Genomic DNA, 24,528 nt, shown 5'->3' on the forward strand with positions numbered 1-24,528 from the left:
ACGGTTCCGGTCCGTTATGGCGCGTTCACGTCCCGTGGATCCCCCGCTGCGGCGGGATGTCCGGCTCTTGGGCCGGCTGTTGGGTGAGGTGTTGGTGGAACAGGAGGGACAGGCCCTGTTCGACAAGGAGGAGGAGGTCCGCCTCCTGGCCATCCAGCGCCGGCGCGGTCCTGTGGCCGGACGACGCGCCGCGGCGGCGGAGCTGGCGGCGGTGCTGCGGCGGCTGCCGTCGGAGCAGGTGGAGCCGGTGCTGCGCGCCTTCTCCGTCTACTTCCAGCTGGTGAACCTGGCGGAGCAGCACCACCGCATCCGCCGCGCCCGGGCCCACGCGAGCCCCACCGCCACCCGGCCCCAGAAGGGGTCGCTGGAGGCGACGCTCTTGACGCTGAAGGCCGCGGGCGTGAGCGCCGACAAGGTGCGTGAGACGCTGGGGACGCTGAAGGTGACGCTGACGTTCACCGCGCACCCGACCCAGGCGGTGCGCCGGACGCTGCTGGAGAAGCTCTACCGGCTGGCGCGGCTGTTGGAGGAGCGCGACCGGTGCGCGCTCACCCCGCGCGAGTCCGCCGCGAACCTCACGGCGATGCGCGAGGAGATCACCGCGCTCTGGCAGACGGACGAGCTGCGCCGCGAGCGCCCCACCGTGGGCGACGAGGTGAAGAACGTCCACTGGTACGTGGAGGAGATGCTGTCGGAGCCGGTGGCCCGGCTGCCGGAGGCGCTGGACTGGGCCTTCGAGCGCGCCTACGGCGAGCCCCTGGGCGTGCTGGACACGCCCGTGCGCGTGCACTCGTGGGTGGGTGGCGACATGGACGGCAACCCGCTGGTGACGCCGGAGGTGTTCGCGGACACGCTGCGCGCGCACCGCGCCCGGGGGCTGAGGCTGCTCCTGCGCGACGTGGAGCAGCTGGGCGGCATGCTGTCGCAGTCGGAGCGGCACGCGCGCCCCACCCAGGAGCTGGAGCGCTCGCTGGAGGAGGACGCGAAGGCGCTGCCGGACGTGGCGAAGCAGCAGGGCCCGCGCACGCTGGGCGAGCCGTGGCGCCGCAAGCTGCGCTTCATGGAGGAGCGCCTGTCGCTGGCGCTGGCGCACGTGCTGGCGCGGCGGCAGGGGCAGGACTCCACGCTGCCGCCCGGGGCCTACCGCTCCCCGGAGGCGCTGTTGGAGGACCTCGCGGTGCTGGAGCGGTCGCTCTTCGCGGCGCGCGCGGAGAACGCGGGGCTGCGCGAGGTGCGCCGCATGTCCGAGCGCGTCCGCGCGCTGGGCCTGGGCCTGGGCGAGCTGGAGGTGCGGGCGCCCGCGGAGGACGCGGTGAGCGCGGCGGCGTCCTTCGACGGCGGACCGCCCCCCACCGAGGGCGGCAAGCGGCTCCTGGAGGTGCTGGCCCGGCTGCGCGAGGGCCAGGACGAGGGCGGCGAGTCCGTCTGCCGCACGCTCATCCTCTCCATGGCCTCCACGGCGGACGACGTGCTGGCGGCCTTCCAGTGCCTGAAGCACGCGGGCCTCTGGGACAACGCGCGGCAGTGCGCCACCGTGGACGTGGCGCCCCTCTTCGAGCAGCTGGGCGCGCTGGACGGCGGGCCGGAGGTGCTGCGCCAGCTCTTCGCGCACCCGGAGTACCGCCAGCACCTGAAGGGCCGGGGCGTGCAGGAGGTGATGGTGGGCTACAGCGACTCCGGCAAGGAGGTGGGCCTGCTCGCCGCGGCCGCGGCGCTGTACCGCGCCCAGGCGGCGCTCACCCACGTGGCTGACGAGCACGACGTGCCCCTGCGCCTGTTCCACGGCCGCGGTGAGACGGTGGCGCGCGGCGGCGGCCCCGCCCAGACGGCCATCCTCGCGCTGCCGCCGGGCACGGTGGCCGGGGCCTACAAGGCCACCGAACAGGGCGAGGCGATGGACCACAAGTACGCGCGCCCGGAGCTCACCCAGCGCACGCTGGAGCTGGTGGTGGGCGGCGTGCTCCTGCACACGCTGGACGCGCAGCCGCGTCCGTCCCCGGAGGACGAGTCCGCCTTCCGCGCCGCCTTCGACGTGCTGGCGGAGGAGGGGCGCAAGGCGTACCGCGGGCTCGTCTGGGAGGACCCGCGCTTCGTGGAGTTCTTCATGACGGGCACGCCGGTGGAGGAGATCGCCGCGCTGCCCATCGGCTCGCGCCCCAGCAAGCGCAAGGCGGGTGGGCTGGACACGCTGCGCGCCATCCCCTGGAGCTTCGCCTGGACGCAGACGCGCGCAATCCTCCCGGCCTGGTACGGCGTGGGCAGCGCGCTGGAGGCGTACGCGGCCACGCCGGAGGGCGCGGCGCTCTTGCAGCGCATGTACAAGGAGTGGCCCTTCTTCCACACGGTCATCGACAACGTGACCATGGTGCTGGCCAAGACGGACATGGCCATCGCGGCGCGGTACGCGAAGCTGGCCCCCGCGTCCACGCGGCCCCTGTGGCTGCGCATCCAGCAGGAGCACTCGCGCACGCGCCGCGCGGTGAAGTCGCTCACCGGGGAGGCGAAGCTCCTGGACAACAACCCGCAGCTGCAGCGGAGCATCGCGCTGAGAAACCCCTACGTGGACCCCATGTCCTTCCTCCAGGTGGAGCTGCTCAAGCGCAAGCGCGAAGGGGACGCGGAGTGCGACCGGCCGCTGCTGCTGGCGCTCAACGGCATCGCTGCGGGCATGCGGAACACCGGTTAGAGAAGAGACCATGGCCCAGGAGACGTTCGTCGTGGAGGAGATCAACCCCAAGCACGGCTTCGCGCGCGTGCGCCCGGAAGCGGGGACGGGGTTGCTGCACACCGCCCTCTATCCGGATCCGGAGTTCACCCAGGCGCCGCCCTTCCAGCTGCGCAAGGGGGACCGGGTGACGGGCCTTCGCCGGGGGCAGACGGTGGCGGAGGTGGCCTGGCTCACGCGCGTGGAGCCGCCGTGGGAGGAGGTGGAGCGCGTGGCGGAGCTGCTCGCGCTCCTGGAGCGCTGGGAGATCCGCATCCCCCACGAGGCCCGCGTCCTGGCCGAGCACGCCTGGCGCGACAGCAAGGAGGACCCGCTGCGCGACGAGCTCCAGGCGCAGCTGCCCACCTTCTTCGACCTGGAGGGCGCCCACCCCTTCGAGGACCCGACGCTGCTGGATCGGCTCTCCGCCGCCATGCAGCCGTACCTGCCGGGCTTCGCCATCCAACCGGTGCAGGGCCAGCCCGCGGTGCGCGTGGAGCCCGGCGCCGTGGAGGTCCAGGCGGGCGTGGGGAGCTGGGACGTGCCCCAGCCCACCTTCGCGCCGATGATCGCGGAGGTGAACGCGCGGCTCGCCGCCGCCGGGGCCCCCGTGCGCTGGGTGCCCACGCGCGAGGACTGGATGCTCGCGCCGCCCGCGCTGGCCGCGCTGCTCCAGAAGCACGGCCTGCTGGAGTCCGCCGCGCTCCCCGGGTGATGGACCAGGGCCTCCCGCCGCGCTGTGTCAGCAAGCGGTGTGAGGTCAAAGGGTTGTCTGGTACAGGACGAAGACCGCCATGGTTCTTCGTCCGCGTGTCGCCCTCCTCATTGGCCTCCTCGTCCTTTCCGCCTCCGCCTGCGGGCCTGAACCCGAACGGCGGCTGAGCGAGGCCGAGCTTCCGGCGCCCTTGCAGCCGCGCGTCACCCTCGACGGGCATGAACCGGACACGCACCGGCTGTTCGGCACGGTGGCGAGCGACGCGGGCGGGGTGCGGGTGGAGGTGTTCGAGGACGGGCGCTTCCTGGGGCATGCCGACGTGGGCGGCGGCCGCTGGAGCCTGCCCTGGTGGCCGGGGCGCCGCGCGCTGGCGCTGGAGGTGGTGGCGCGCGACAGGCAAGGCGCCGAGGCGCGGGCCCGCGTCGACTTCCAGCACCTGACGTTCGACGCGCGGCCCGGGCTCTACCAGCCGGAGACGCTGCTGGCGTTGCCCACGGCCCCGGGCCTGCGGACGTACTTCACGCGGGACGGCTCGACGCCCACGCCCGCGTCGTCGCGCTACACCGGCCCCATCGCGCTGCTGAGGCGCTCCACGCCGCCGGTGCGGTGGGCCTTCGTCCCCACGACGGCGCCCAGCGCCGTTGAAGGCTCGCGGTGGGTGACGCCGCTGGAGGAGCCGCCCCAGGCCGCGGTGGTGCGCTACCGGCAGTACGCGGGCACGGAGCCGGTGGGCCCGGTGCGCACCCGCACGTTAGTCATCGGCCGGACGCCGTACACGCTGCCGGTGCTGTCGCTCGTCAGCGACGCGGCGAACTTCTTCGACCCGGCGACGGGCATCTACGTCCCCGGCCTCCTCTCCCAGGCGCAGCCCGACAACCCGGAGGCGGCCAACTACACGCAGGACGGCAAGGAGTGGGAGCGCCCCGTCCACGTGGAGTGGTTCGAGTCCTCCGGCGACCGCGTGTTCGCCCAGGACGCGGGCGTGCGCATCCACGGCTCGGGCAGCGCGGTGCTGCCGCAGAAGAGCCTGCGGCTGTACGCGAAGGAGGACTACGGCCCGAAGTCGTTCGCGGGCGCGGTGTTCCCCGGCTCGGGGGTGACGGAGTTCACGCGGCTGGTGGTGCGCACGTCCGGACAGGATCAGGGCATCACGAAGCTGCGCGACTGCGCGCTGCAGGGGCTGCTGGCCCAGACGCGGCTCGCGCTCCAGGCCTGCCGTCCCACGCTCGTGTTCATCGACGGTGAGTACTGGGGCCTGCACGAAATGCGCGAGCGCCTGGACGAGTACTACCTGGCGTCGCACTACGGCGTGGACCGCAAGAAGGCCGTCATCCTGGAGGGCGGCGGGGCGCTGGACGTGGGGGAGGCGGGGGACGAGCAGCCCTATCAGGCCCTCATCGACTTCGTGGCGACGCACGACCTTGCGGTGCCGGAGCACTTCGCCTGGGTGCGCACGCAGATCGACGTGGAGGACTTCATCGACTTCCAGGTCGCGCAGCTCTACCTGGCCAACGTGGACTGGCCGGAGAACAACGTGAAGTTCTGGCGGCTGCGCACGAAGAAGCTCGAACCGGCCGCGCCCTACGGACACGACGGCCGCTGGCGCTGGCTCGTGTATGACCTGGACTTCGCCCTGCGCTTCGGCCCGGACTTCGACAGCCTGGGGCGCGTGCTGGACGAACCGTCGCCGGTGGCGGCCTGGTCGACGTTGCTGCTGAAGGGGCTGCTCCAGTCGCCGGAGTTCAAGGCCCGCTTCATCGAGCGCTTCCTCTGGCACCTCGAGCACACCTTCGCCGCGGAGCGGGTGACGGCGGCCCTGGACGCGGTGGCGGAGGCGCTCGCGCCGGAGATGCCCGACCACGTGGCGCGCTGGAGCCAGCCCGCCTCCGTGGAGGCGTGGAACGGGCACGTCCAGTACCTGCGGGAGACGCTGGTTCAGCGTCCGGCGTTCATGCGCCAGCTGCTGGAGCAGCACCTGGGGCCGCTGGAGCACGCGGCCCTGGGGCAACCGCCTCAGTAGCCGTAGGAGCCGCTGCGCACGTCCACGAGGCGGCCGTCGCGGAAGATGGCGACCTGGAGGAGCCGGTGGGGCCCGAAGTTGTAGGTCCACTCGTCCACGGTGGTGGAGGACGTCACCTCCGTGGAGTCCTCCTCGGTGGGCGTCTTGGCCTTGACCTTCCGGGTCACGTACTCCGTGCGGCTCTCCCGCGAAACCGGTTCACCGCACTTGGCCAGCGCGTCCGTCTTGGAGGCGCCTTCGGAGACGATCTTGTTGTCGCAGCGGAGCGCGGACGCGTACGCGAGGGAGGGCAGGGCGAGGCAGGCGATGACGAGGGCGGCGGGGTGGGCACGCACGGGGGAGCTCCGGAGAAGATGGAAGACGGGAACACCGCAGGGACGCAGGGCTCCCCAACCTATTCAAACCCCTCGCACGCTTTCCAGCCGGACAGGGGCTACAGGCCGCCCTTCTCCTTGAGGACCCGCGCCACCTCGGCCGCCATGACGCGGTGGCCCTCCGCGGAGGGATGGATGCCATCCACCTCCAGTCCATCGATGAAGAGGTCCGCATTGCCCGGCTGGCGCATCACCGCCTCCAGGTCGATGACCTCCGCGCGCGTCAGCTTGCGGACCCAGTCATTGAACGCGCGGCGCTGGAGCTTCACCGCGTCGTAGCTGCCCTCGTTCGTCTTCTCCTTGGGCAGCAGCGTGCTCACCCACAGCCGGCACCTGGGCTGGAGCTGATCCAGGATCTGGTTCATCCGCTGCTCCAGCTTCTCCACCGTCATGTCGGCGGCGCCCAGGTCATTGGTGCCCAGGAGCACGATGCAGTCCGTGACGCCCTGGAGCGCGAGCACCTCCTGCGGCAGCTGGAGGTTCGCGTCCCAGAACCCCTGCCCGGACACGCCCGAGTTCACCACCGGCACGCCCAGCTGCTTCTCCACCAGGGCCGGCCACGCATTGCGCGTGTCGTTGAACGTGTCCATGTAGCCCTCGGTGATGCTGTCGCCGATGGCCACGAACGCGCGTCCCGGCGCGCCCTCCACGTCCACCGTGGCCACGGCCAGGGACCGCTGCCACTGCTGGCCGCCCAGCGCCCCCTGCGTGGTCGCGAAGGCGCCGGTCTTCATCCAGCTGTCCGGGAACGCGTCGATCATGCTCTGGGCCACCTCTCCCTTCACCTCGAAGGAGAGGGCCAGCTCGTCGCGGAACCCCACCGGGAACGCGACCGGATCCGACGTCACCAGCGTGCGGGCGTTCGCGGTGAAGCCTGCGTTGCCGTTGAACGTGAGCGTCACCGGCGCGGACGCCAGCGCGCCGTTGGCGCCCGCCTTCGCCACCGTGGCCCGCTGCAGCGTCATGCCGCCATCCCCCGAGCGGAAGGTGACGCGCACCCGGCTGCCCGCGCGCCCCACCGGTATCTTCAACCGGTAGGTGGTGATGCTGCCCACGGCGCCGGACAGGCGCAGCGCCTGGTGGAAGCCGGGCTGGAACTGGGAGGGGAGGGGCGCCACGGGCGGCGTGGCCTGCACCCGGTGCCCGTCATGCAGCGTCAGCGCGGGCGCGGCCTCCACGGCCTCCGCCGGCGCGGTGACCTGGGCGTCCGTGTGGCCCGGGCCAGAGGCCTCCTCCGGGGCGCCGCCGTCGTCCATGCCGCCGCACCCCGCCAGCAGGCCCAGGACCCCGAAACACCCCCAGCGCAGCGCCTTTGTCAGACCCATGCCCACGACCTCCCGGCGCAAGACAATGTGCACGATGTGCCTTCGCGGCGACCCGGGGATTCATGGCGCGCGCCAATCCCCGGAGGCCGTGAACATCCCCGCGCCGGGAACGGACGGCGCAGGGCCCGCCCCATGAGGTGGCGGGCCGGGGCCCTGGGGGACCCGCGCGCTCGCCACCCCGGGCCGGCGGCTTCCTTCCGTGGGCAATCCCTTGCCTACGGGACGCAGGCTCCCACGTCGCCGTTGTTGTTGATGGGCCGGCAGGCCACGCCGTTCGCGCACCCCGGAGAACCGGCGGGCGTGCGGCACAGCGTCCGGCACGTGCCGCTGCCGTCGGCCATCACGCAGGTGCTTCCCCGTGAACACTGGTTGCTGAAGTCGCACGCGGCGCCTTCGCTCCGCGACCCCTGTCCCGCGCACACCGGTCCGTTGGCGGCCGGGTAGCAGCCCAGCGGGCTCTCGCAGTCCTGCGCGAACGCATCGCACGACGCGGAGGCCGGGCCGCACACCAGCGGCAGCTCCCGCGTGCCGGCCAGGCGCAGCACGGTGTTGCACTCGCCGGAGCCGCAGTCGGACGTCGTGTGGCACAGCTTGCGGCAGAAGAACCCGGTGCCGCCGTCGCCCTGCGCCTCGTCCTTGCAGTAGAGGCCCGCCGCGCACGTGTCGTACGTCTGTCCCGGAGGTGACTCGGCCAGCGTGCACGGCGCGCCCTCAAGGGCGGTGCCCGCCGCGACGCACTGGCGCTGCGTGGCCCCGCCGTCCTGCCCCACGTAGGTGCACCGCTGCCCGGACGGACAGTCCTGGCGGACCACGTCGCACGCGCCCGCGAAGCACTGGCTGCCAGTGCCGCCATCCGCGAGGTCCGTGTACAGACAGCCCTGGCCCGCGGCGCAGCCCTCCTGCTTCCCCACGTTGCAGGCGAAGTCGGAGCTTCCGCCGCCCCCGCCGTCACCGGCATCGACAACCCCGGAATCACCGGCGTCCGTCCCGGAATCCAGGGTGGTGCCCGCATCCGTTGGCGGCCGGACAGTTGGTTCGTCGTCGCAGCCCGCCACCCACAGCCCCAGCATCAGGGCTCCACCCAACAACACGAGACGTGCACGCATCCGGAAACTCCTGGCGTCGAAGTAGCCTGGGACTTACACGAGGCGTTCCGTCGTCCGGGGGCCCTTGAACCGGGCCTGGAAACCAGCCGACACTTCCGGTCCGAGAACCGAGGGGGTCAGGGTGCGCATGAACACGAAGTTGGATGGGCCGGTGGAGCCAGACCCGTACATGAACCGCCGCGCCGAGGAGCGCGTGGCGGCGCGGTTCGAGGTGCGCTTCGAGCAGGCGGAGGACGCGGCGCGTGCGCTGCGGGCCTACTCGCTGAACCTGTCCGCCGGTGGGCTGTGCCTGCGCACGCGCAAGTCCTACGACGTGGGCTCGCAGGTGCGGCTGGCCATGGTGGTGGACGGCGAGGAGTTCCACCTCACCGGCATCGTCGCCTGGGTGCGCGACGAGGCGGAGGCCATCGGCGTGCGCTTCATCGACGTGAGCGAAGAGGACCACGAGCGCCTGCGCCGCGTCATCGCGAGCTTCAAGCGCTGAACCGCTTCCACCGCGAAGCGGCCCGGGCGTGAGCACCGGGCCCTCGCGGCACCCCCACCGCTACTTCTGGGGCTGCTCGTACTCCGCGTGGCGGAACACCCCGGAGTCACCCTCCACGTAGCCGCACGCGCGGTAGAAGGCGCGCGTCTCGTCGGTGACGTTGATGGGGGCGATGAGCTGGAGCTGCTTCACGCTCAGCACCTTGCCGCGCTGGGCCACCTGCGCGAGCAGCGCGCGGCCCACGCCCCGGCGGCGCCAGCCCTCGGACACGACGAGCTCGTCCACGGTGGCCACGCGCCCGCGCAGCCGCAGCTGGGGCCGGTGGGAAAAGGACACCATGCCCACCGCGCGGTCCTGCGGATCTCCCGCGACGAAGATCTCAATCTCCGGATGGCTGATGACCCAGTGCACCGTCTGCTGGTCGGTGCCCTGGGGGTAGCCCAGCTCGCGCAGCAGCTGGGCCATGACCTCTGCGTCGCCACGGCGCGCGCGGCGGATACGGAAGGCGTTGGCGTCTGGGGCAGGGGTCATGGTGCGGACGATGGGCTGGGACACGGAAGTTGGGATTCTAACGACAGGGCCGCCGGCCTCCAAAGAGGAACGGCGGCCCGTGTGACTTTCCGCGCTCGGTGGAACGAGGGCGGCTTACGGCTGCTCGCGGCAGAGGTTGCGCAGGGCGGTGGTGATGTCGTTCTGCTGCGGCACCGACGCCATCTCCAGCGCGTCCGCCAGGCCGATGCCCGGGATGAACTTGCCGGCGACCAGCCGGGGAGGCGCGAGCAGCGAGTAGAACAGCTCCTCCACGGTGCGCCGGACCAGGTGCTCGCCGAAGTTCGTCACCTCGGTGTCCTCGTTGACGTAGAGCACGCGGCCCGTCTTCTGGACGGAGGCCTTGATGAGCTCCCAGTCGTAAGGCCAGAGCGAGCGCAGGTCGATGACCTCCACGCTCAGGCCTTCCTCCGCCAGCTGTGCCGCGGCCTTGATGCACAGGGGCATCGTGCGGCCGTAGCTGATGACGGTGGCCTGGGTGCCCTCGCGCACCACCTTGCCCTTGCCGATGGGGACCGCGAACGCCTCCAGCGTGGGCCACTGGGGCTTCCACTGCGAGCGGTCACCCAGCGGCGCGTCGATCATCTTCGACAGCGCGCGGTCGTCCTCGGGCTCGCCCGGGATGCGCTCCTCGCCCTTCACGCGCAAGAGCGCCTTGGGCTCCAGGAACATGACGGGGTTGGGGTCCTGGCAGGCGGAGATGAGCAGGCCGTACGCGTCCAGCGGCGTGGAGGGCATGACGATCTTCCAGCCCGGGATGTGCGTCATCGTCGCGTCGAACGAATGCGAGTGGTACAGCGACCCGCGGATGCCGCTGCCCACGGGCGTGCGCACCACCATGGGCATGGCCCAGTCACCGTTCGTCGCCCAGTGCGTGTTGCCCGCGAGCTTGAGCAGGTCGATGGTGTTGTAGATGTAGTCGCAGAACTGGATCTCCGCGACGGGACGGTTGCCTGCCATCGCCAGGCCCATGGCCGTGCCGATGATGCCGCGCTCGTCCAGGGGGCTGTTCCACGCCGTCTTCAGGCCCTGCGTGCAGGTGAAGACGCCGCCCAGCGGGGCGCCCACGTCCTCGCCGAAGATGTCGGTGACGCCCAGGTTCTCTTCCGCGTAGTGCAGGGCCATGCGGATGGCCTGTGCCATGTTCGCCATGGTTATTTCTTCTCCGCGTAGATGTGTTCCCAGATGGAGTCGCCCGAGGGCTGCGGCTCGTCACGCACGGTGCGCGCCGCGGCGGCCAGCTCCTCCGTGTAGCGGTTGCGCACGTCGTCCATCTGCTTGCGGTCGAGCACGCCCTCCTGCTCCAGCCGCGCCTCGAACAGGCGCAGGCAGTCCTGCTCCTCGTTCACGAAGTTGGCGCCTGACGCGGACGAGTGCCCGTACAGGCGCGACACGCGCGCTTCAATGAAGAAGGGCTTGCGCTCCTTGCGCACGTACTCCATCGCGGCCTGGAGCTCCTGGTAGGACTCCACCGGATCATTGCCGTTGATGGTCTTCGCCTGGATGTTGAAGGCGCGCGCGCGGTCGCTGATGTTCGTCTCGCCGTGCTGGCCGTCCGAAGTGGTGGAGATGCCCCACTTGTTGTTGGTGACGATGATCAGGATGGGCAGCGGGTTGGCCGGGCGGCTGCTCCAGATGAGGCAGCTGGCGAAGTCGCCCTCGGCCGTGCCCGCGTCGCCGCCGGTGACGATGGTGATGGCGTCGCCGCCGTGGCGCTTCTGGGCCATGGCCGTGCCCGGCGCGATGGCGTACTGCACCTCGATGGGGGAGGTGACCGGCGCGATGTTCTTCGAGCGCCGGCTGAAGTGGCCCGCGAAGTTGCGGCCGCCGGAGTAGGGGTCCGTGGCCGTGTTCTTCATCTGCCGCAGCGCCCCGATGGGCTCCTCGCCCATGGCCAGCAGCGTCGCGGACTGGCGGTAGTGCGCGTGCAGGTAGTCGTAGGCCGGGCCCTCGCCCACCTTCATGAGCATGCCCAGGGGGACGTTGAACGCCTCCTCACCGGGGCCGCCAATCCAGAAGTAGCCGTGGCCCTGCTTGTACATCTGGATCAGGCGCTCCTCCAGGACGCGCGCCTTCACCATCAGGTCATGGATGCGGATGAGCTGCTCTCGGGCGAGCGAAAGCGGCGCGGAGTTTTCTTTGATCAACCGGGGCCGTGACACGGGCGGAGGACCTCGAAGGGAAAGGAAGGGACGCCCCTATACTCCGAACGCGGCCTCCCGACTCAAGGACCCTGATGTCACCGGTGTTCGCCGCCACCGTTTGGGCCCCCGGGTGGCGCGACGCGGCAATGAGCGGAACTCATCCATCCCCTGTGACGTGCTGCTTCCCGCGACCGGGAACACCTCCGGTAGAGGCTGATCGCACGGCCGCTGGGGGGCCGGGAGGAGAGGCGCCCCCCGGGAATACGTCGATAGGTGGACTCCTCGCGTCAATCAGGAAGTGAGATACAGTCCGCCCCGCCCCGACCGCGTCCCCACGCGCGCTCCCCCAGGTCTGCCTTTGTCCCGTACGAATACGCGCCTCGACCCTGCCCCTGAGTCCCCTGACGCGCCTGACGACGCAGGGCCCGGCACTCCGCCCCCTCCGCCGGAGTACACGGGCACCCACTCCCGGGACCTCACCGCCCTGCGCGGGGAGAACACGGCCACCCGGATGACCGGGACGCTGGGGCTGCCGGCCACGGAGCCCACGAGCACGGTCATCGCGCCCATGGAGGCCGGCGAGCTGCCCAACGTGGCGGCCATCCGCGGCCTCCGCCTGGATCAGCTGCTGCTGCTCACCACGGGCGCGCTGGTCATCGTCATCGTGGGCCTGCTGGCCGCGCTGTCGGCGAAGACGACGGAGGCGCAGCTCACCGCGACGTCGGACCGCTTCACGCAGCGGCTCCAGTCCCAGGCGCGCGAGCTGGGCCAGACGGTGAGCCACACGCTGGCGCTCACCTCCGCCACCAGCCTGCGCGACAACAACTATGCGTTCCTCACGGAGGTCGCGCGCTCCATCATCGCGGACAACCGCAACATCCTGCGCGTGCAGATGTTCGACGCGGACGGGCAGCTCGTCGCGGACAGCGACCCGGCCGCGAAGCTGGGCGAGTCCTCCGGGGGCCGCACCGCGGAGCGCCGCTGGGCCAGCGCCTTCTTCCAGGGCCAGCCCGTCTTCGAGTTCCAGGAGCCGCTCGACTACGGCTCGCAGGGCGGCAAGGGCGTGGTCGTCATCAGCTACTCGCTGGAGGACCTGCAGAAGCAGCTGCACGAGCTGGAGGAGACCAACCGCGCCGCGGTGCGCGCCAACACGCTGCGCATCGTGGGATTGGGCGTGGGCTTCGTGGTGCTGGCCGGCGTGCTGGCCGCCTTCCAGAGCCGCCGCATCACCAAGCCGCTGGGCGTGCTCACCCACCGCGTGATGCAACTGGCCGCCGGTGACCTGGGCGCGCGCGCGGGCACGGCGCCGGGCGCGGGCCGCGAGGTGACGACGTTGGGCGTGGTGTTCAACCACATGGCGGAGCGCATCAAGGTCCTGCTGGAGGACGTGCGCGCCAAGGCGCAGCTGGAGCGCGAGGTGTCGCTCGCGCGCACCGTGCAGGAGACGCTCCTGCCGGGCCGCGAGGCCGTGACGGTGGGCCCGCTGCGGCTGGCCGGACTGGTGGTGCCCGCGGACGCGTGCGGCGGCGACTGGTGGTTCCGCGCCGCGCTGGACGACCGGCGCGTGGTCATCGGCATCGGGGACGTGACGGGCCACGGCCTGTCCACGTCGCTGGTCGCCACCAGCGCCACCAGCGGCTTCGCCTCCGCGATGACGCTGCGCGAGCCGTCGCAGGTGCACGCGCAGATGCTCATCACCGCGCTCAACGTGACGCTGGCCAACGTGGGCCGCGGCGAGCACCAGATGTCCAGCGCGCTCGCGGTCATCGACGTGTACAGCGGCAGCATCGACTACGCGGCGGGCGCCCACCCGGCCGCGGCCATCTACAACCGCAACACGCGGCAGATGGCGTCCCTGCCGGCGCGCGGCCCGCTGCTGGGCGCGAACGTCGCCTCGCAGTTCACGTCGCGCCAGGCGCAGCTGAGCCCCGGCGACATCATCGTCTGGTACACGGACGGCCTCACCGAGGCGCGCGACGGCGCCAACCGCCTCTACGGCACGCAGCGCCTGGCCGCCGCGCTCCAGACCCACGCCCACCTCCCCGCCGACGCCCTTCGCGACGCGCTCCTCGCGGACGTGCGCGCGTACAGCGCCGGCCAGCCCCAGCGCGACGACATCACCGTCATCGTCGCCGAATTCAGCCCCGCCCCCTCGCCGTGACGAACCGCATGCGCCCATTTATCCGCTCCCCGCGCCGCGTCTCCACCGCGCTCGCCCTGCTGGCCACCCTGGCCGGCCCGCCGACGGCGCTCGCCCAGTTCCGCCCGCCGCCCGCCACCGAGGCGCAGCGCATGACGGAGCAGGGAGAGCAGTCGCTCGTGTCCGCCAACGCCGCCCTCGCCAAGGGCGACAAGAAGGAGGCGGAGGAGAAGTTCAAGAAGGCGCTCCAGCTCTTCGAGCAGGCGCTCACGCAGGAGCCGCAGTCCGTGTACGCCGCCGCGGGCCTGGGCAGCGCCGCAAACGCGCTCCAGGACTTCCAGCGCACGGTGGCGCGCGTTGCGCCGGTGTTCGCGCAGAACCCGTCGGAGCTGTCGCTCGCGTACCCGCTGGGCACCGCGTACTTCAAGCTGCGCCGCTTCGCGGAGGCCGTGCCGGTGCTGGAGCAGGTGGCCGCCGCGGATCAGCCCGACCACCTCATCGTCCACTACTACCTGGCCAGCTACTACCTCTACGTCCAGGACGGGAACCGCGCCGTGACGCGGCTGCAGCGCTACCTGGCGCTGCGCCCGGAGAAGCTCGCGGGCAACGACTTCCAGATCCACGAGCTGCTGGGCAAGGCGCACCTCATCCGCCGCGACGCCGTCGCCGCGCGCGCCTCGTTCGAGAAGGCGCAGGCCGGCCGCGCCGAGTCCGCGACCGCGCAGATTGGCCTCGCCGCCGTGCTGGAGCTGGAGGGCCGCGTGCCGGAGGCCCGCGCGCTCTTGGAGCGGCTGGTGACGAAGTACCCGCAGGTGGCGGAGCCGAAGGAGCGCCTCGCGCGCCAGTACCTCGCCGCGGGCGACGTGCCGCGCGCGGACATCCAGGCCACCGCCCTGATGAAGCTGGGCTCCACGCCCGCCGCGCACCTGTTGCTGGGTGACGTGCGGCTCGCGCAGAAGCAGCCCGCGCAGGCGGAGGCGGAGTTCCGCAAGGTGCTGGAGCTGCAGCCGGGCCTGCTCATGGGGCAGATCGCCGTGGGCAAGGCGCTCCAGGCGCAGGCGCGCCACGAGGAGGCCATCCAGTTCCTGGAGTCCGCCGTGAAGTCGGGCGGCGGCAGCCTGGAGCTGTGGGCGACGCTGGGCTCCGTCAACCGCCGCGCCGGCCGCTACCAGCGCGCGGTGGAGGTGCACCGGCGCGTGGTGGAGATGGCCCCGCGCCAGGCGCTGGGCTGGATGCTGCTGGGCGCGGATCACTTCGCCACCGGCCAGTGGGACCAGGCCATCGAGGACTACGGCAGCGCGCTCCAGGTCGAACCCGGCCACCCCGGCGCCAAGCAGTGGCTGGCCCGGGCACTGGCGCACCGCGCACGTGACCGCGCCGGCACGCAGCGCCTGGACGACGCCGTGCGCGACCTGCGCCGGGCGTACGACCTGGACCGCTCCGTGGCCATGGCCCGCCGCCTGGGCGCGGCGCTGCTGGACAGCCACCAGTACGCGGAGGCCCGCAAGGTGATGGAGGGCGCGGTGACGCTGCCGGGCGCGACCTGGCGCGAGCACCTGCTCCTGGGCTACTCGCGGCTGGGCAGCGGCGACGCGCAGGCCGCGCTCGCCGCGTTCACCCAGTCCGGTGAGTCCACGCAGGAGCCGGATCAGCGCGCGGAGGCGTCCGCGGGCGCCGCGCTCGCGGAGGTGGAGCTGGGTCAGGTGGACGCCGCCGTGCAGCGGCTGACGGACGCGGGGCCCTCCAAGACGGCCTCGAAGGTGGCGGAGGCGAACCTGCCGCGCGTGCTGGTGCGCCGGGCCCTGGCGAAGCTGGAGTCCGGAGACGCGGCCGCCGCGAACCGGGACCTGGACGCGGTGGACCGCCTGGGCACCGGCAAGCGCGCGGACCTGGCGAAGCTGGCCACCTTCGCCCGGGCGCTCACGCGCGCGGAGGAGGGCCGGTTCGCGGAGGCCTCCGCGGGCCTCAAGCGCTCGCTCACCCCGGCGCCGGAGTGGGCGTGGCCCAACACGCGCGCGCTCGCGGACGCGTGGGTGCTCTACCGCCAGGGCAAGGTCGCGCCCTCGCGCAAGCTGCTCACCGCCGCGCAGAAGAAGCCCATGCCCGGACAGCCGAAGTGGATGGGCAACCTCACCGGCGCGCTGCTGCGCCGCGAGGCCGCGCTCGCCTACGCCTCCGGCAACATGAAGGCGTCGGAGAAGGCGCTGAAGGCCGCGCTCGCCGCGACGCCCGACGACGCGCTGGTGCAGCACAACCTGGCGTGCGTGGACTGGCGCCAGGGCGACGCGGCCTCCGCGCTCGCGACGTGGAAGCGCCTGGAGACCGCCGTGCCCGTCGCCTCGCTCAACCTGGGCATCGACGCGCAGGAGCGCCGGCACGAACCCGCCGAGGCCGTGGACGCCTGGCGCCGCTACCTGGCCTCCGGCGCGGGCTCCCGCGCCGCCCAGGTGCGTGAATGGAAGGACCGCTTGCAGGGCCTCTATGGACTGGGTGACGCGCAGGGCGCCACGCCGGCCACCGGGGTCGCGGAGGAGACGCCGTGAAGACGCCATCCCTTGTCGCGCGGTGGAGCCTCCTGCTCGCCGCCGTGTTGTTCGTCGCCATCCCCGCGTCCGCCGCGCCGAAGAAGGCCACGCTGGGCGTGTTCCTCGCCACCACGCTGTCGGACGGCCAGGAGCGCTTCCAGTACGCGGAGGCCCTGGCCCAGAAGCTGGAGGCCAGCCTGGGCCGCCCCGTCGCCGCCAAGAGCTTCGGCCGCTACGAGGACTTCTCCAAGGCGGTGGGGGAGGGGCAGATCGACTTCGCCGTGGTGGACGGCTGGGCCGCGGTGCAGCTGGGCGCCAAGGCGCAGGCCGTGGCGTACGCGCCGCGCGCCGGTGAGACGCAGCAGCGCTGGGCCATCATCTCCACCCAGAAGGGCAGCGTGAAGGACCTCGCCGGCAAGCGCATGGCGCTGGTCAAGGGCGCGGGCCCCGCGGACCCCAAGTTCGTCTCCCACGTCGTGCTGGGCGGCGACCTGGATGCCCAGAAGCACTTCAAGCTGGTGCCGGTGCCCAACGTGGAGTCGGCGGTGAAGATGCTGGAGGCCAAGGGCGCGGAGGCCGCGCTCGTGCCGGTGGCGCACGTGCCCAGGGACATGCGGGTGCTCTTCAAGAGCGCCCGGGTGCCGGGCGCCGTGCTGGTGGACCTGAAGGGCGGGGGGGACGCGCTGTCCCAGGCCCTGTCCGCCGTGGGGGTGGTGGCCCCGTTCGACGCCTTCGCCCGCATCCAGGGCCGCGAGTTCGAGGACTTCCGCAAGCTCGTCACCCAGGGCCCCCCGCGCCGCCAGCCCGTCCTCGCGGACGCACCCGACCTGCGGGTGGAGACGCCCGTGCTGGTGCAGTCGGAGTCGCTGGGTCCCGCGCTGCCGCCCTTCGCGGACGACCTGGCCGTGTCCGCTGAACAGCCGGATGACTGATTGCGCCGTGGCTGATCCGCGCACGGCGCTCCCGTCGCCGTTCGCGTGATTTGCCCGGATCGACAGCCACGACTTGGCCTTAGGCGAGTTATTGCGGTAATTTAAGAAGTCGAGCGGACCGCCACCGTTCAGGGGTGGAAACTCGCCCCTGTGGACGATTGCCAGTCGCACCGGCTCTGGATCCTGGCGCACGGACCGCGGACATCCCTGCTTCCCCTCGTGGAATTGAGAACGATGGACTCGACTGAGTACGGTGGGCCGCGCACCAACGCGGTGAAGGGGTTTGCCGGCCGGCTGAACGCGCGCGCATGCCTCACGCTGGTTGTCTGCGCGCTGTCGCTGTTCGTGGTGGAGACGGCCCGGGCCCAGGAGGCCCAGGACCCGGCTCCCAAGACCCGGACGAAGGCCTCGCGCAAGCGCGCGGCCACCACGCCGGGCACGAAGGCCGCCACCCCGGGCGCGAAGTCCGCGGCGCCGGGGACGAAGCCTCCGCGCACGGCGAAGACGCGCCGGGGCGCGAAGACGCCGCCTCCGCCGGTGGAGCCGGAGCCCATTCCCGGAGAGGACCCCGCCGCGCAGGAGCCGGTGCTCGCCACCGAGCCGCCGCCCGCGCAGCCCGCTCCCGTGGCCGGCCCTGCCGTCGGCCCGTCCGTGGCGGATCCGATGCCCGTGGCCTCGCCCGGGACGCCCGCCTCGACGTCGCCCTATGACGGGCCGTTGACCTCCGACATCCCGTCCAACCCGCAGCCCGCGCCCGCGCTGGGTGCCGGCGCGATGCTGCCGGCGTCGCAGCCCCGGACGGCCGACAACGTCCCGGACCGCGCGCCCTTCACGCAGCCCACGTCGGACCGCGCGCTGCCCCCGCCCTCCAGCCTCTCCGGCCTGGACGGCCCGGACCTGGGCGGCGGCGACGACCTGGAGAAGAACATCAACCTGGCGCTGAGCGAGGCCGTCGTCACCACGGCGTCCAAGCGCAGCCAGCGCATCTCCGACGTGCCCCTCACGGTGTCGTGGATCCCGGCGGAGGAGCTGGAGGGCACCGGCCAGTTCTCGCTCTGCGAGGCCATCCAGTACTTCCCCGGCATGGAGTGCCGCCGGGGCTCCATGCGCAAGGCGGCGGTGAGCGCGCGCGGCCTGGGCTCCAACTACCTGTCCAACCGCCTGCTGCTCCTCAAGGACGGCCGTCCGCTGACGGACCCCTGGACGGGCCAGTTCTACGCGGATGAGACGACGCCGATGACCAACCTCAAGCAGGTGGAGGTCATCCGCGGCCCGGGTTCGTCGCTCTACGGCTCCAACGCCTTCAGCGGCGTCATCAACATCATCGAGCGCCAGCCCGCGGACCTCATCGCCAAGGGCCAGAACGTGGGCGCCGACGCGCGCATCCTCGCGGGCCAGGACAAGACGTGGCGCCTGCAGACCAACGTCGCCGGCCGCGGCGGGCCGGTGGAGGCGCTGCTCGGCTACTACGGCTTCGGCTCGGACGGCCCGCAGCTCTTCAACAACCAGCAGCTGGGCCAGACGGACACCAACGAGGACTCGCTGGTGCACCAGGTGAACGGCAAGGTCCGCGTGGGGCCGCTCGCGCTGGACGCGGACTTCACCGACGGCAACATCGGCCGGCCCGGTGGCCAGAACATCTCCACCGTGGGCAACTGCGGCCGCTGCCACTACACCGCGCAGGACAACGAGCACGTCCAGAACCTGAACGCCGCCCTGCAGCTGGATCAGCAGGTGACGGACAACGTGCGCGTGTTCGCGCAGGCCTACACGTTCTTCAAGCGCCGCAACGTGACGCTGGAGAACGAGATCACCGGCGCGCTGGAGGACACGCTGGGCAAGCGCAGCCGCCTGGGCGGTGAGGCGCGCGCGCTGTTCTCCCTGGACAAGCTGTCCGTCACCGTGGGCGGCGACGTGAAGGCCGACCAGGTGAACAACCAGAACGTGCTGCCCGGCCTGACCCTGGACGACACGAAGCAGACCATCCTGGGCGGCTTCGTGGACGCCGAGTACCGCATCACGGACCGCGTGGTCGTGGGCGCGGGCGCCCGCTACGACAGCTACCAGATCCCCTCCAAGGTCTGGGAGGCGAAGACGGACCAGGTGTCCCCGCGCGCCAGCGTCGTGTTCCACGCCATCCCGGAGCTGCTCACGCTGCGCACCAACTACGGCCGCGCCTTCCGCGCGCCCACGCTGGCGGAGCTGGCCATCAACCAGCAGATGTACGCCGCGACGCTGCTGGGCAACCCGGCCCTGCGCGCGGAGACGCTGGACACGGTGGAGGCGGCGGTGGACTTCTGGCCGTTCGACCGCAAGGTGCGCCTGACGGGCACGGGCTTCTACAACCGCGCCCGCAACTTCATCAACCAGGAGCTCCTCTTCGGCTCCACGTCCCAGTTCAAGAACCTGGGTGACGCGCGCGTGGCGGGCTTCGAGGCGGAGGCCGCGGCGCAGGTGCCGTCCCTCAACTCCTCGTTCGACGTGGCCTACCAGTTCCTGGACGCCCAGGCGCTGCCCGTGGGCGGCGGGGCCAGCTACCCGCTGGACTACGCGCCCAGCCACCGCGTCTACCTGCGCGGCCGCACCAACATCGGCAAGTTCGCCTTCGTGGAGCTCTACGGCCTGTTCGTGGGCCCGCGCTTCGACCCGGGCTTCGTGGTGGATGAGAACGCCGGCACCACCACCCGCGTGAAGCTGCCCAGCTACATCACCGCGACCGCGCGTGTGGGCTTCAACGTCCACGAGCGCGTGGCCGTGTCGCTGCTTGGCACGAACCTCTTCAATGCGAAGTATGAGGAGTCCCACGGCTTCCCCGCTCCGCCGCTGGGCGTCTTCACAGAAGTTCGACTCCATTATTAGGGCGCTGTTTGGATACCGTCGCCGCCGTGAAGGATGCCCCCCTGAAGTTGACGCCGGACACGACGCTCACGCCGGAGGCGCTGGAGAAGGCCTCCGGGGTGCTGGCCCGGGACGGCGTCCTGTTGGGGCGCGGTGACGACGCGGCGCCGCACCTGGTGCTGTTCGACGGGCGGTTCACTCCCGCCCACGCGGCGCTCCTGGAGCGGCGTCCCCCGGCGCTGCTGATGGCCACGCGCGGCGAGGGCGGACAGCCGTCCGCCTGGGAGGCGCGGCTGCTCGGCGCGCTCATGCGCGGCGAGCCCATGATTCCCCGGGAAGCCGCCACGTCCGTGGCGTGGCTGGGCAGCGTGGCGGAGGTGACGGCCGCGGGAGAGCGCGCGGCCGAGGCCGTCCTCCAGGCCGGCGGCTCCAGGGCGGCGTCCAGCCGGGTGGCGGATGTCGTCCATGAGATTGCCGCGAACGCCCTGCTCGACGCGCCGGTGGACGCGGGCGGCGAGCCGAAGTACGCCCATCGGCGCGGGCAGGTGCAGTCGGTGGCGGAGGAGGATCGCTGCCTGCTGTCCTGGGCGATTGCGGACGGCCGGGCCTGGCTGGAGGCGACGGATCGCTTCGGCCGCCTGTCGGTGTCACCGCTGGTGCGGGTGGTGAAGGCGTGGGGTGAGAAGGCGCAGGTGGATGCTTCGGGTGGTGGCGCGGGCCTGGGTCTGCGGCGCATCCTGGAGCACAGCGACGCGGTCGCGGTGCGGGTGACTCCGGGGAAGCGGACCCAGTTCGCCTGCGCGGTGGACCTGGGGGATGCGCGCCGCCGGGCCGCGCAGCCCAAGTCGCTGCTGTTCAGTCTGGAACGAGGGTAGGCGGGTGGAGAGCCAAACTTCCAATGCCAGCATCACCTCCGTGCGCGTGGGCAGTCTGACCCACGTGCGCGTGGCCGGGGTGATCGACGAAACCTTCCCCCTCTCGCCGGCGTCCAAGGGCCTCCAGGGCCTGGTGGTGGTGGACCTGGGGCTGGTGGAGCGCATCAGCTCCTTCGGTGTGCGCCGGTGGATTGAGTTCGCCGGCCACCCGCCGCAGGGCGTGTCGGGGCTGTACGTCGTCAACGCCCCGCCCGTGGTGGTGGACCAGCTCAACATGGTGGAGGGCTTCGCGGGCGTCGCGCGCGTGCTGTCGCTGCTCGCGCCGTACTCCTGCCGCTTCTGCAAGGAGGACCGGCTGCGGCTGGTCCGCCTGGTGGAGGAGAGCAAGGTCGTGGAGGCGGGCGGCGCCCCGCCGCACCACTGCCCCGTGTGCGCCCAGCCGCTGGAGTTCGCGGACGAGCCCACGGAGTTCTTCGACTTCGCGCGCCGCCAGCAGTTCTCCGCGGTGGACCCCGCCGTGCTGCGCTACCTGCGCGCGGGCCTCCCGAACGAACCGTCCGAGCTCTCCTCGCACCTGAAGATCGTCCAGGACGACATCACCTTCATCACCCTGGCCAGCACGCTCAAGGGCGACCTCAACGTGCGCCGGCTGGCGTCCGGCCTGGAGGGGCGCGTCGCGTTCGACTGCTGCCACGTGAGCACGGTGGAGCCGGAGGCGCTGCCGCGCATCGAACAGGTGCTGGAGGTGGCGTCGCAGGGCGCCCAGGTGGTGCTCTGCCGCGTGCCGCCGCCGCTGCTGGGCGTGCTGGCGAAGTCCACCAAGGCGCTGCCGGCGAAGCTAGCCACGCTGTGGCTGCCTTGCGACTGCCGCAACTGCGGCCAGGTCACCCACCAGCGCATCCAGACCTCCGAGTACCTGGAGGTCCTGCGCGCCAAGGGCACCCTGGACCGCGTGTGCCCCGTGTGCGGCGGCAACGCCCGGGCCCCGGCGCTCGCGCAGTTCCAGGGGCTGCTCGCGCGTACGCCGCTCACCGACAAGCCGCTGGACGACATCGAGGCGCTGGAGCAGCGCGCGCTCAGCCAGTACCTCTTCGGCTCCACGAACCAGGACCCCGGCGCCAAGGGCACGTCCGCCACCGACACACACAACAGCGGCGCGCGGCTGCAGATCATCCGCCGGCTGGGGCAGGGCGGCATGGCGGAGGTCTTCCTCGCCAAGCAGCAGGGCGTGAAGGGCTTCGAGAAGTTCGTCGTGATGAAGAAGATTCTCGCGCAGTTCGCTGAGAATCCTGAGTTCGTCGACATGCTCTTCGCGGAGGCCCGCGCCAACGCGCGCCTCACGCACCCCAACATCGTCCAGACCTTCGACGTGGGCGTGACGGACGGCGTGGCGTACATCCTGATGGAGTACGTGCGCGGCCCGGACCTGAAGCGCCTGCTCACGGAACTGCGCCGCAAGGGCATGGCGCTGCCGCTGGAGCACGCGCTGCGCATCGTGGCGGAGGTCGCCGCGGGCCTGCACTACGCGCACAGCTACGTGGACCCGTCCGGCACCGCGCACCCGGTGGTGCACCGCGACGTCAGCCCCCACAACGTGCTGGTGTCGCTGGACGGCGCCATCAAGCTGTCGGACTTCGGCATCGCCAAGGTGCAGGGCGAGGAGCAGACGCAGGCGGGCGTCATCAAGGGGAAGATTTCCTACCTCTCCCCGGAGGCCGCCAGCGGCCGTCCGCTGGACTGGCGCAACGACGTGTTCGCGCTGGGCGTGGTGCTCTTCGAGCTGCTCACCGGACAGCTGCCGTTCCGCCGCGACCACGACGCGGCCACGCTGGCGGCCATCGTGCGCGAGCCCGCGCCGGTGCCCTCGCAGCTGCGGCCCCATATTCCGCAGGACGTGTCGGACCTCATCCTGCGCGCGCTGGTGAAGGACCCGGCGCGCCGCACGCCCACCGCGGCGGCGATGCGCGAGGAGATTGAAGCCGTCATCACGCACCACCGGCTGTCCTCGTCGCCCGCGTCGGTGGCGCAGTTCTTCAAGGAGGCGCTGGGCGACCGGCTCTCCGAGTACGCGCCGTCGTCCATCGCCGGCTCGGGCACGGGCTCCAACCCCCGGGCGCTGATGCCGGGGACGGGCTCGCACTCGCGCGCCCCGGGCACGGGCTCCGGCAGCGACATGCGCGCCCCGTCGGACCTGTCCCGTCCGCCCGTGCGCGGCGGCTCCGGCAGCATGCCCCGGATGGAGCCGCCCCCGGTGGCGTCCCCGCCGGAGCCCGCCGAGCGCGGCACCGAGGTCGTCTCCGTCACCTCGGAGTCGTCGCGTCCCCCGGTCGCCCCGCCCGTCGCCGCCGCGCCCGCGCCCCGTCCGTCGCGCCCGGCCGCGCCTCCGCCCGTGTCGCCGCTGCCGCCGCCCACCGCGGTGCGCCCGGCGGCCTCCGCCAACGTGCCCACGCGCGTGGGGCCCCCGCCGCAGCGTCCGTCGGTGTCGGTGCCCTCCGTGGCGCCCCTGACCGCGGCACCGCCGCCACCGCCCGTGGCCGCCCTGCCGCCCAGCCCCGTCGCCGCCCATCCGCAGCACGGGGGCACCCACGCGCAATACGGGGTCGCGCCCGCGCCGCAGGCAGGTGCCCACCCGCCGCAGTCGGGCACGCACGCGGCCCATGGCGGGAACCACCCCGCGCCGCCGCCACCGCCCGTGGCCGCACCGCCGCCGCCGCAGGTGGCCACGCCCGCGCGGCCTCCGGCGGCTCCGGTGGCCCCGCCGCCTGCGCCCGTCCACGCCGTGGCCCCCGCGGCCCCGGTGCCCGCCGCCGACGCGGCGGGGAAGGGGCTGACGCCCGGCCAGCGCAAGGGGCTCGTCGTGGGCGGCGTGGGACTGGTGCTCGCGGGGCTCGCGCTGGTGTTCCTGCTGCCCAAGGGCGGCGTGGAGGTGCGCAACGCCCAGGAGGGCGAGCGCGTCTACGTGTCCGGCGTGCTGCTGGAAGGCAGCAACGCCCTGCCGGAGGACCCCTCCGGCTGGCTCGTCTCCACGGCCGTGGAGGGCAAGCTGCACCGCTTCGGCAAGGTGCCCAGGTCGGAGCACATCGACCTGCGCACGCTCGCGGACGCCGCGCCCCAGGCGGAGGCCCGGGGCACGCTCAGCATCACCGGCGCCCAGGGCTGCCGCGTGGCGCTGGGCTCGCAGGTGCTCCAGGGCCAGACGCCGCTCGCCAGCCCCATGCCCGCGGGGCGTGAGTTCGAGGTGCGCGTCACCTGCGGCGGCAAGCCGGACGTCGTCCGCTGGGTGATGGCCGTGCCGGGACAGGGCGTCGCGCTGGACGTGCCCTGAGCCGGACGCCATGACACGGGCCGGGGGCCGCCACGACAGGCGTCCCTCCGGTCCGCGAGCGGTTGGGGCCTACAGCTTCTTCAGCATCAGGTCCTTGTAGGCCCCGTAGCCGGGCAGGTCCTCGCCGATGGAGCCGTCCAACTTCGCGCGCAGGGTGAGCGTGCCGCCCGACAGGTCCAGCGTGTAGCCCGGGTCCTCCTTGTGGGAGACCTGCACCACCTTGACGCCGTCCCGGACGGCCTCCTTCCCGACGTCGTCGTTGCAGATGTACTTCATGTCGTCGATGAGCCGGTCGAAGAAGCCGTTGGAGATCATCTGGATGGCGGCCACGCTGGTGAAGCTCGCCTCGTCGAGGGTCACCTGGATGTCCGCGCCCCCCGCGGCTTCCTTCAGCTCCGCCACCTTCGGCGCGAGGTAGTCCTTCTTGAAGGCGGCCATTTCCTTCCGTTCGGCGAGTCCCATGGTGTCGTGC

The 24,528-nt window shown here is 72.2% G+C and carries 17 protein-coding genes; 10 read left to right on the top strand and 7 right to left on the bottom strand.

The window, feature by feature from the left end:
- Window positions 1-16 precede the first annotated feature (16 nt).
- The 3 genes from AABA78_RS30380 (at window position 17) to AABA78_RS30390 (ending at window position 5,439) form a co-directional block, all read left to right on the top strand.
- Window positions 17-2,686 carry a phosphoenolpyruvate carboxylase gene (locus tag AABA78_RS30380; RefSeq protein WP_338268500.1) on the top strand — a complete coding sequence of 890 codons (2,670 nt, stop codon included), beginning with the start codon at window positions 17-19 and terminating at the stop codon, window positions 2,684-2,686.
- Window positions 2,687-2,696: 10 nt separating this feature from the next.
- The gene (locus AABA78_RS30385) at window positions 2,697-3,419 is read left to right on the top strand and encodes a hypothetical protein (protein WP_171420626.1); all 723 of its coding nucleotides are present in this window, start codon (window positions 2,697-2,699) and stop codon (window positions 3,417-3,419) included.
- A gap of 79 nt (window positions 3,420-3,498) precedes the next feature.
- On the top strand, window positions 3,499-5,439 hold the full coding sequence (locus tag AABA78_RS30390; protein WP_338268502.1) for a CotH kinase family protein: 1,941 nt from the start codon (window positions 3,499-3,501) through the stop codon (window positions 5,437-5,439).
- Here AABA78_RS30390 and AABA78_RS30395 read toward each other — a convergent pair.
- From AABA78_RS30395 to AABA78_RS30405, 3 genes are all read right to left on the bottom strand, one after another.
- Window positions 5,433-5,774 (bottom strand): DUF2845 domain-containing protein, encoded by a 342-nt coding sequence (locus AABA78_RS30395; protein WP_338268504.1) that lies wholly within the window; start codon window positions 5,772-5,774, stop codon window positions 5,433-5,435. The two genes, AABA78_RS30390 and AABA78_RS30395, sit on opposite strands and share 7 nt — an antisense overlap.
- Window positions 5,775-5,872: 98 nt before the next feature.
- Window positions 5,873-7,138 (bottom strand): SGNH/GDSL hydrolase family protein, encoded by a 1,266-nt coding sequence (locus AABA78_RS30400; protein WP_338268506.1) that lies wholly within the window; start codon window positions 7,136-7,138, stop codon window positions 5,873-5,875.
- Between the two features lie 215 nt (window positions 7,139-7,353).
- Complete coding sequence (locus AABA78_RS30405) at window positions 7,354-8,244, bottom strand: hypothetical protein (protein ID WP_338268508.1); 891 nt, start codon at window positions 8,242-8,244, stop codon at window positions 7,354-7,356.
- Between the two features lie 127 nt (window positions 8,245-8,371).
- On the opposite strand from AABA78_RS30405, the gene AABA78_RS30410 reads away from it, so the two are divergent.
- The gene (locus AABA78_RS30410) at window positions 8,372-8,728 is read left to right on the top strand and encodes a TIGR02266 family protein (protein ID WP_171437337.1); all 357 of its coding nucleotides are present in this window, start codon (window positions 8,372-8,374) and stop codon (window positions 8,726-8,728) included.
- A gap of 60 nt (window positions 8,729-8,788) precedes the next feature.
- Here AABA78_RS30410 and AABA78_RS30415 read toward each other — a convergent pair whose 3' ends face one another.
- The 3 genes from AABA78_RS30415 to AABA78_RS30425 all read right to left on the bottom strand — a co-directional run bounded on the left by AABA78_RS30415 (window position 8,789) and on the right by AABA78_RS30425 (window position 11,439).
- Window positions 8,789-9,193, bottom strand: a complete 405-nt coding sequence (locus tag AABA78_RS30415; RefSeq protein WP_338268511.1) for a GNAT family N-acetyltransferase — start codon at window positions 9,191-9,193, stop codon at window positions 8,789-8,791.
- Between the two features lie 180 nt (window positions 9,194-9,373).
- Window positions 9,374-10,429, bottom strand: coding sequence for an alpha-ketoacid dehydrogenase subunit beta (locus AABA78_RS30420; protein WP_171417943.1), 1,056 nt, complete (start codon window positions 10,427-10,429; stop codon window positions 9,374-9,376).
- A 2-nt stretch (window positions 10,430-10,431) separates the two neighbouring features.
- Entirely contained in the window at window positions 10,432-11,439 is a 1,008-nt protein-coding gene (locus AABA78_RS30425; protein ID WP_338268512.1) for a thiamine pyrophosphate-dependent dehydrogenase E1 component subunit alpha, read from the bottom strand.
- 340 nt (window positions 11,440-11,779) lie between these two features.
- On the opposite strand from AABA78_RS30425, the gene AABA78_RS30430 reads away from it, so the two are divergent.
- The 6 genes from AABA78_RS30430 to AABA78_RS30455 all read left to right on the top strand — a co-directional run bounded on the left by AABA78_RS30430 (window position 11,780) and on the right by AABA78_RS30455 (window position 24,056).
- Entirely contained in the window at window positions 11,780-13,582 is a 1,803-nt protein-coding gene (locus tag AABA78_RS30430) for a PP2C family protein-serine/threonine phosphatase (RefSeq protein WP_338268514.1), read from the top strand.
- An 8-nt stretch (window positions 13,583-13,590) separates the two neighbouring features.
- Window positions 13,591-16,104, top strand: a complete 2,514-nt coding sequence (locus tag AABA78_RS30435) for a tetratricopeptide repeat protein (RefSeq protein ID WP_338268516.1) — start codon at window positions 13,591-13,593, stop codon at window positions 16,102-16,104.
- Window positions 16,101-17,018 (top strand): PhnD/SsuA/transferrin family substrate-binding protein, encoded by a 918-nt coding sequence (locus AABA78_RS30440; protein ID WP_338268517.1) that lies wholly within the window; start codon window positions 16,101-16,103, stop codon window positions 17,016-17,018. Before AABA78_RS30435 ends, AABA78_RS30440 begins: the two co-directional genes overlap by 4 nt.
- A gap of 234 nt (window positions 17,019-17,252) precedes the next feature.
- On the top strand, window positions 17,253-19,877 hold the full coding sequence (locus AABA78_RS30445) for a TonB-dependent receptor domain-containing protein (protein ID WP_338268519.1): 2,625 nt from the start codon (window positions 17,253-17,255) through the stop codon (window positions 19,875-19,877).
- A gap of 26 nt (window positions 19,878-19,903) precedes the next feature.
- Complete coding sequence (locus AABA78_RS30450) at window positions 19,904-20,731, top strand: hypothetical protein (RefSeq protein WP_338268521.1); 828 nt, start codon at window positions 19,904-19,906, stop codon at window positions 20,729-20,731.
- Window positions 20,732-20,735: 4 nt separating this feature from the next.
- Window positions 20,736-24,056: a serine/threonine-protein kinase gene (locus AABA78_RS30455; protein ID WP_338268523.1), complete on the top strand. Its 3,321-nt coding sequence runs from the start codon at window positions 20,736-20,738 to the stop codon at window positions 24,054-24,056.
- A 69-nt stretch (window positions 24,057-24,125) separates the two neighbouring features.
- On the opposite strand, the gene AABA78_RS30460 is transcribed toward AABA78_RS30455, so the two are convergent.
- Window positions 24,126-24,518, bottom strand: coding sequence for a hypothetical protein (locus tag AABA78_RS30460; protein WP_171422146.1), 393 nt, complete (start codon window positions 24,516-24,518; stop codon window positions 24,126-24,128).
- Between the last annotated feature and the right edge of the window lie 10 nt (window positions 24,519-24,528).

The organism is Corallococcus caeni (assembly GCF_036245865.1).
Classification (GTDB): domain Bacteria; phylum Myxococcota; class Myxococcia; order Myxococcales; family Myxococcaceae; genus Corallococcus; species Corallococcus caeni.

Bases quoted from the DNA above. Each gene is read 5' to 3' on its own strand.
- AABA78_RS30420 (WP_171417943.1), bottom strand. From the start codon at position 10,429: ATGGCGAACATGGCACAGGCCATCCGCATGGCCCTGCACTACGCGGAA.
- AABA78_RS30390 (WP_338268502.1), top strand. From the start codon at position 3,499: ATGGTTCTTCGTCCGCGTGTCGCCCTCCTCATTGGCCTCCTCGTCCTT.
- AABA78_RS30380 (WP_338268500.1), top strand. From the start codon at position 17: ATGGCGCGTTCACGTCCCGTGGATCCCCCGCTGCGGCGGGATGTCCGG.
- AABA78_RS30435 (WP_338268516.1), top strand. From the start codon at position 13,591: ATGCGCCCATTTATCCGCTCCCCGCGCCGCGTCTCCACCGCGCTCGCC.
- AABA78_RS30460 (WP_171422146.1), bottom strand. From the start codon at position 24,518: ATGGGACTCGCCGAACGGAAGGAAATGGCCGCCTTCAAGAAGGACTAC.
- AABA78_RS30400 (WP_338268506.1), bottom strand. From the start codon at position 7,138: ATGGGTCTGACAAAGGCGCTGCGCTGGGGGTGTTTCGGGGTCCTGGGC.
- AABA78_RS30405 (WP_338268508.1), bottom strand. From the start codon at position 8,244: ATGCGTGCACGTCTCGTGTTGTTGGGTGGAGCCCTGATGCTGGGGCTG.
- AABA78_RS30385 (WP_171420626.1), top strand. From the start codon at position 2,697: ATGGCCCAGGAGACGTTCGTCGTGGAGGAGATCAACCCCAAGCACGGC.
- AABA78_RS30445 (WP_338268519.1), top strand. From the start codon at position 17,253: ATGGACTCGACTGAGTACGGTGGGCCGCGCACCAACGCGGTGAAGGGG.
- AABA78_RS30410 (WP_171437337.1), top strand. From the start codon at position 8,372: ATGAACACGAAGTTGGATGGGCCGGTGGAGCCAGACCCGTACATGAAC.
- AABA78_RS30415 (WP_338268511.1), bottom strand. From the start codon at position 9,193: ATGGCCCAGCTGCTGCGCGAGCTGGGCTACCCCCAGGGCACCGACCAG.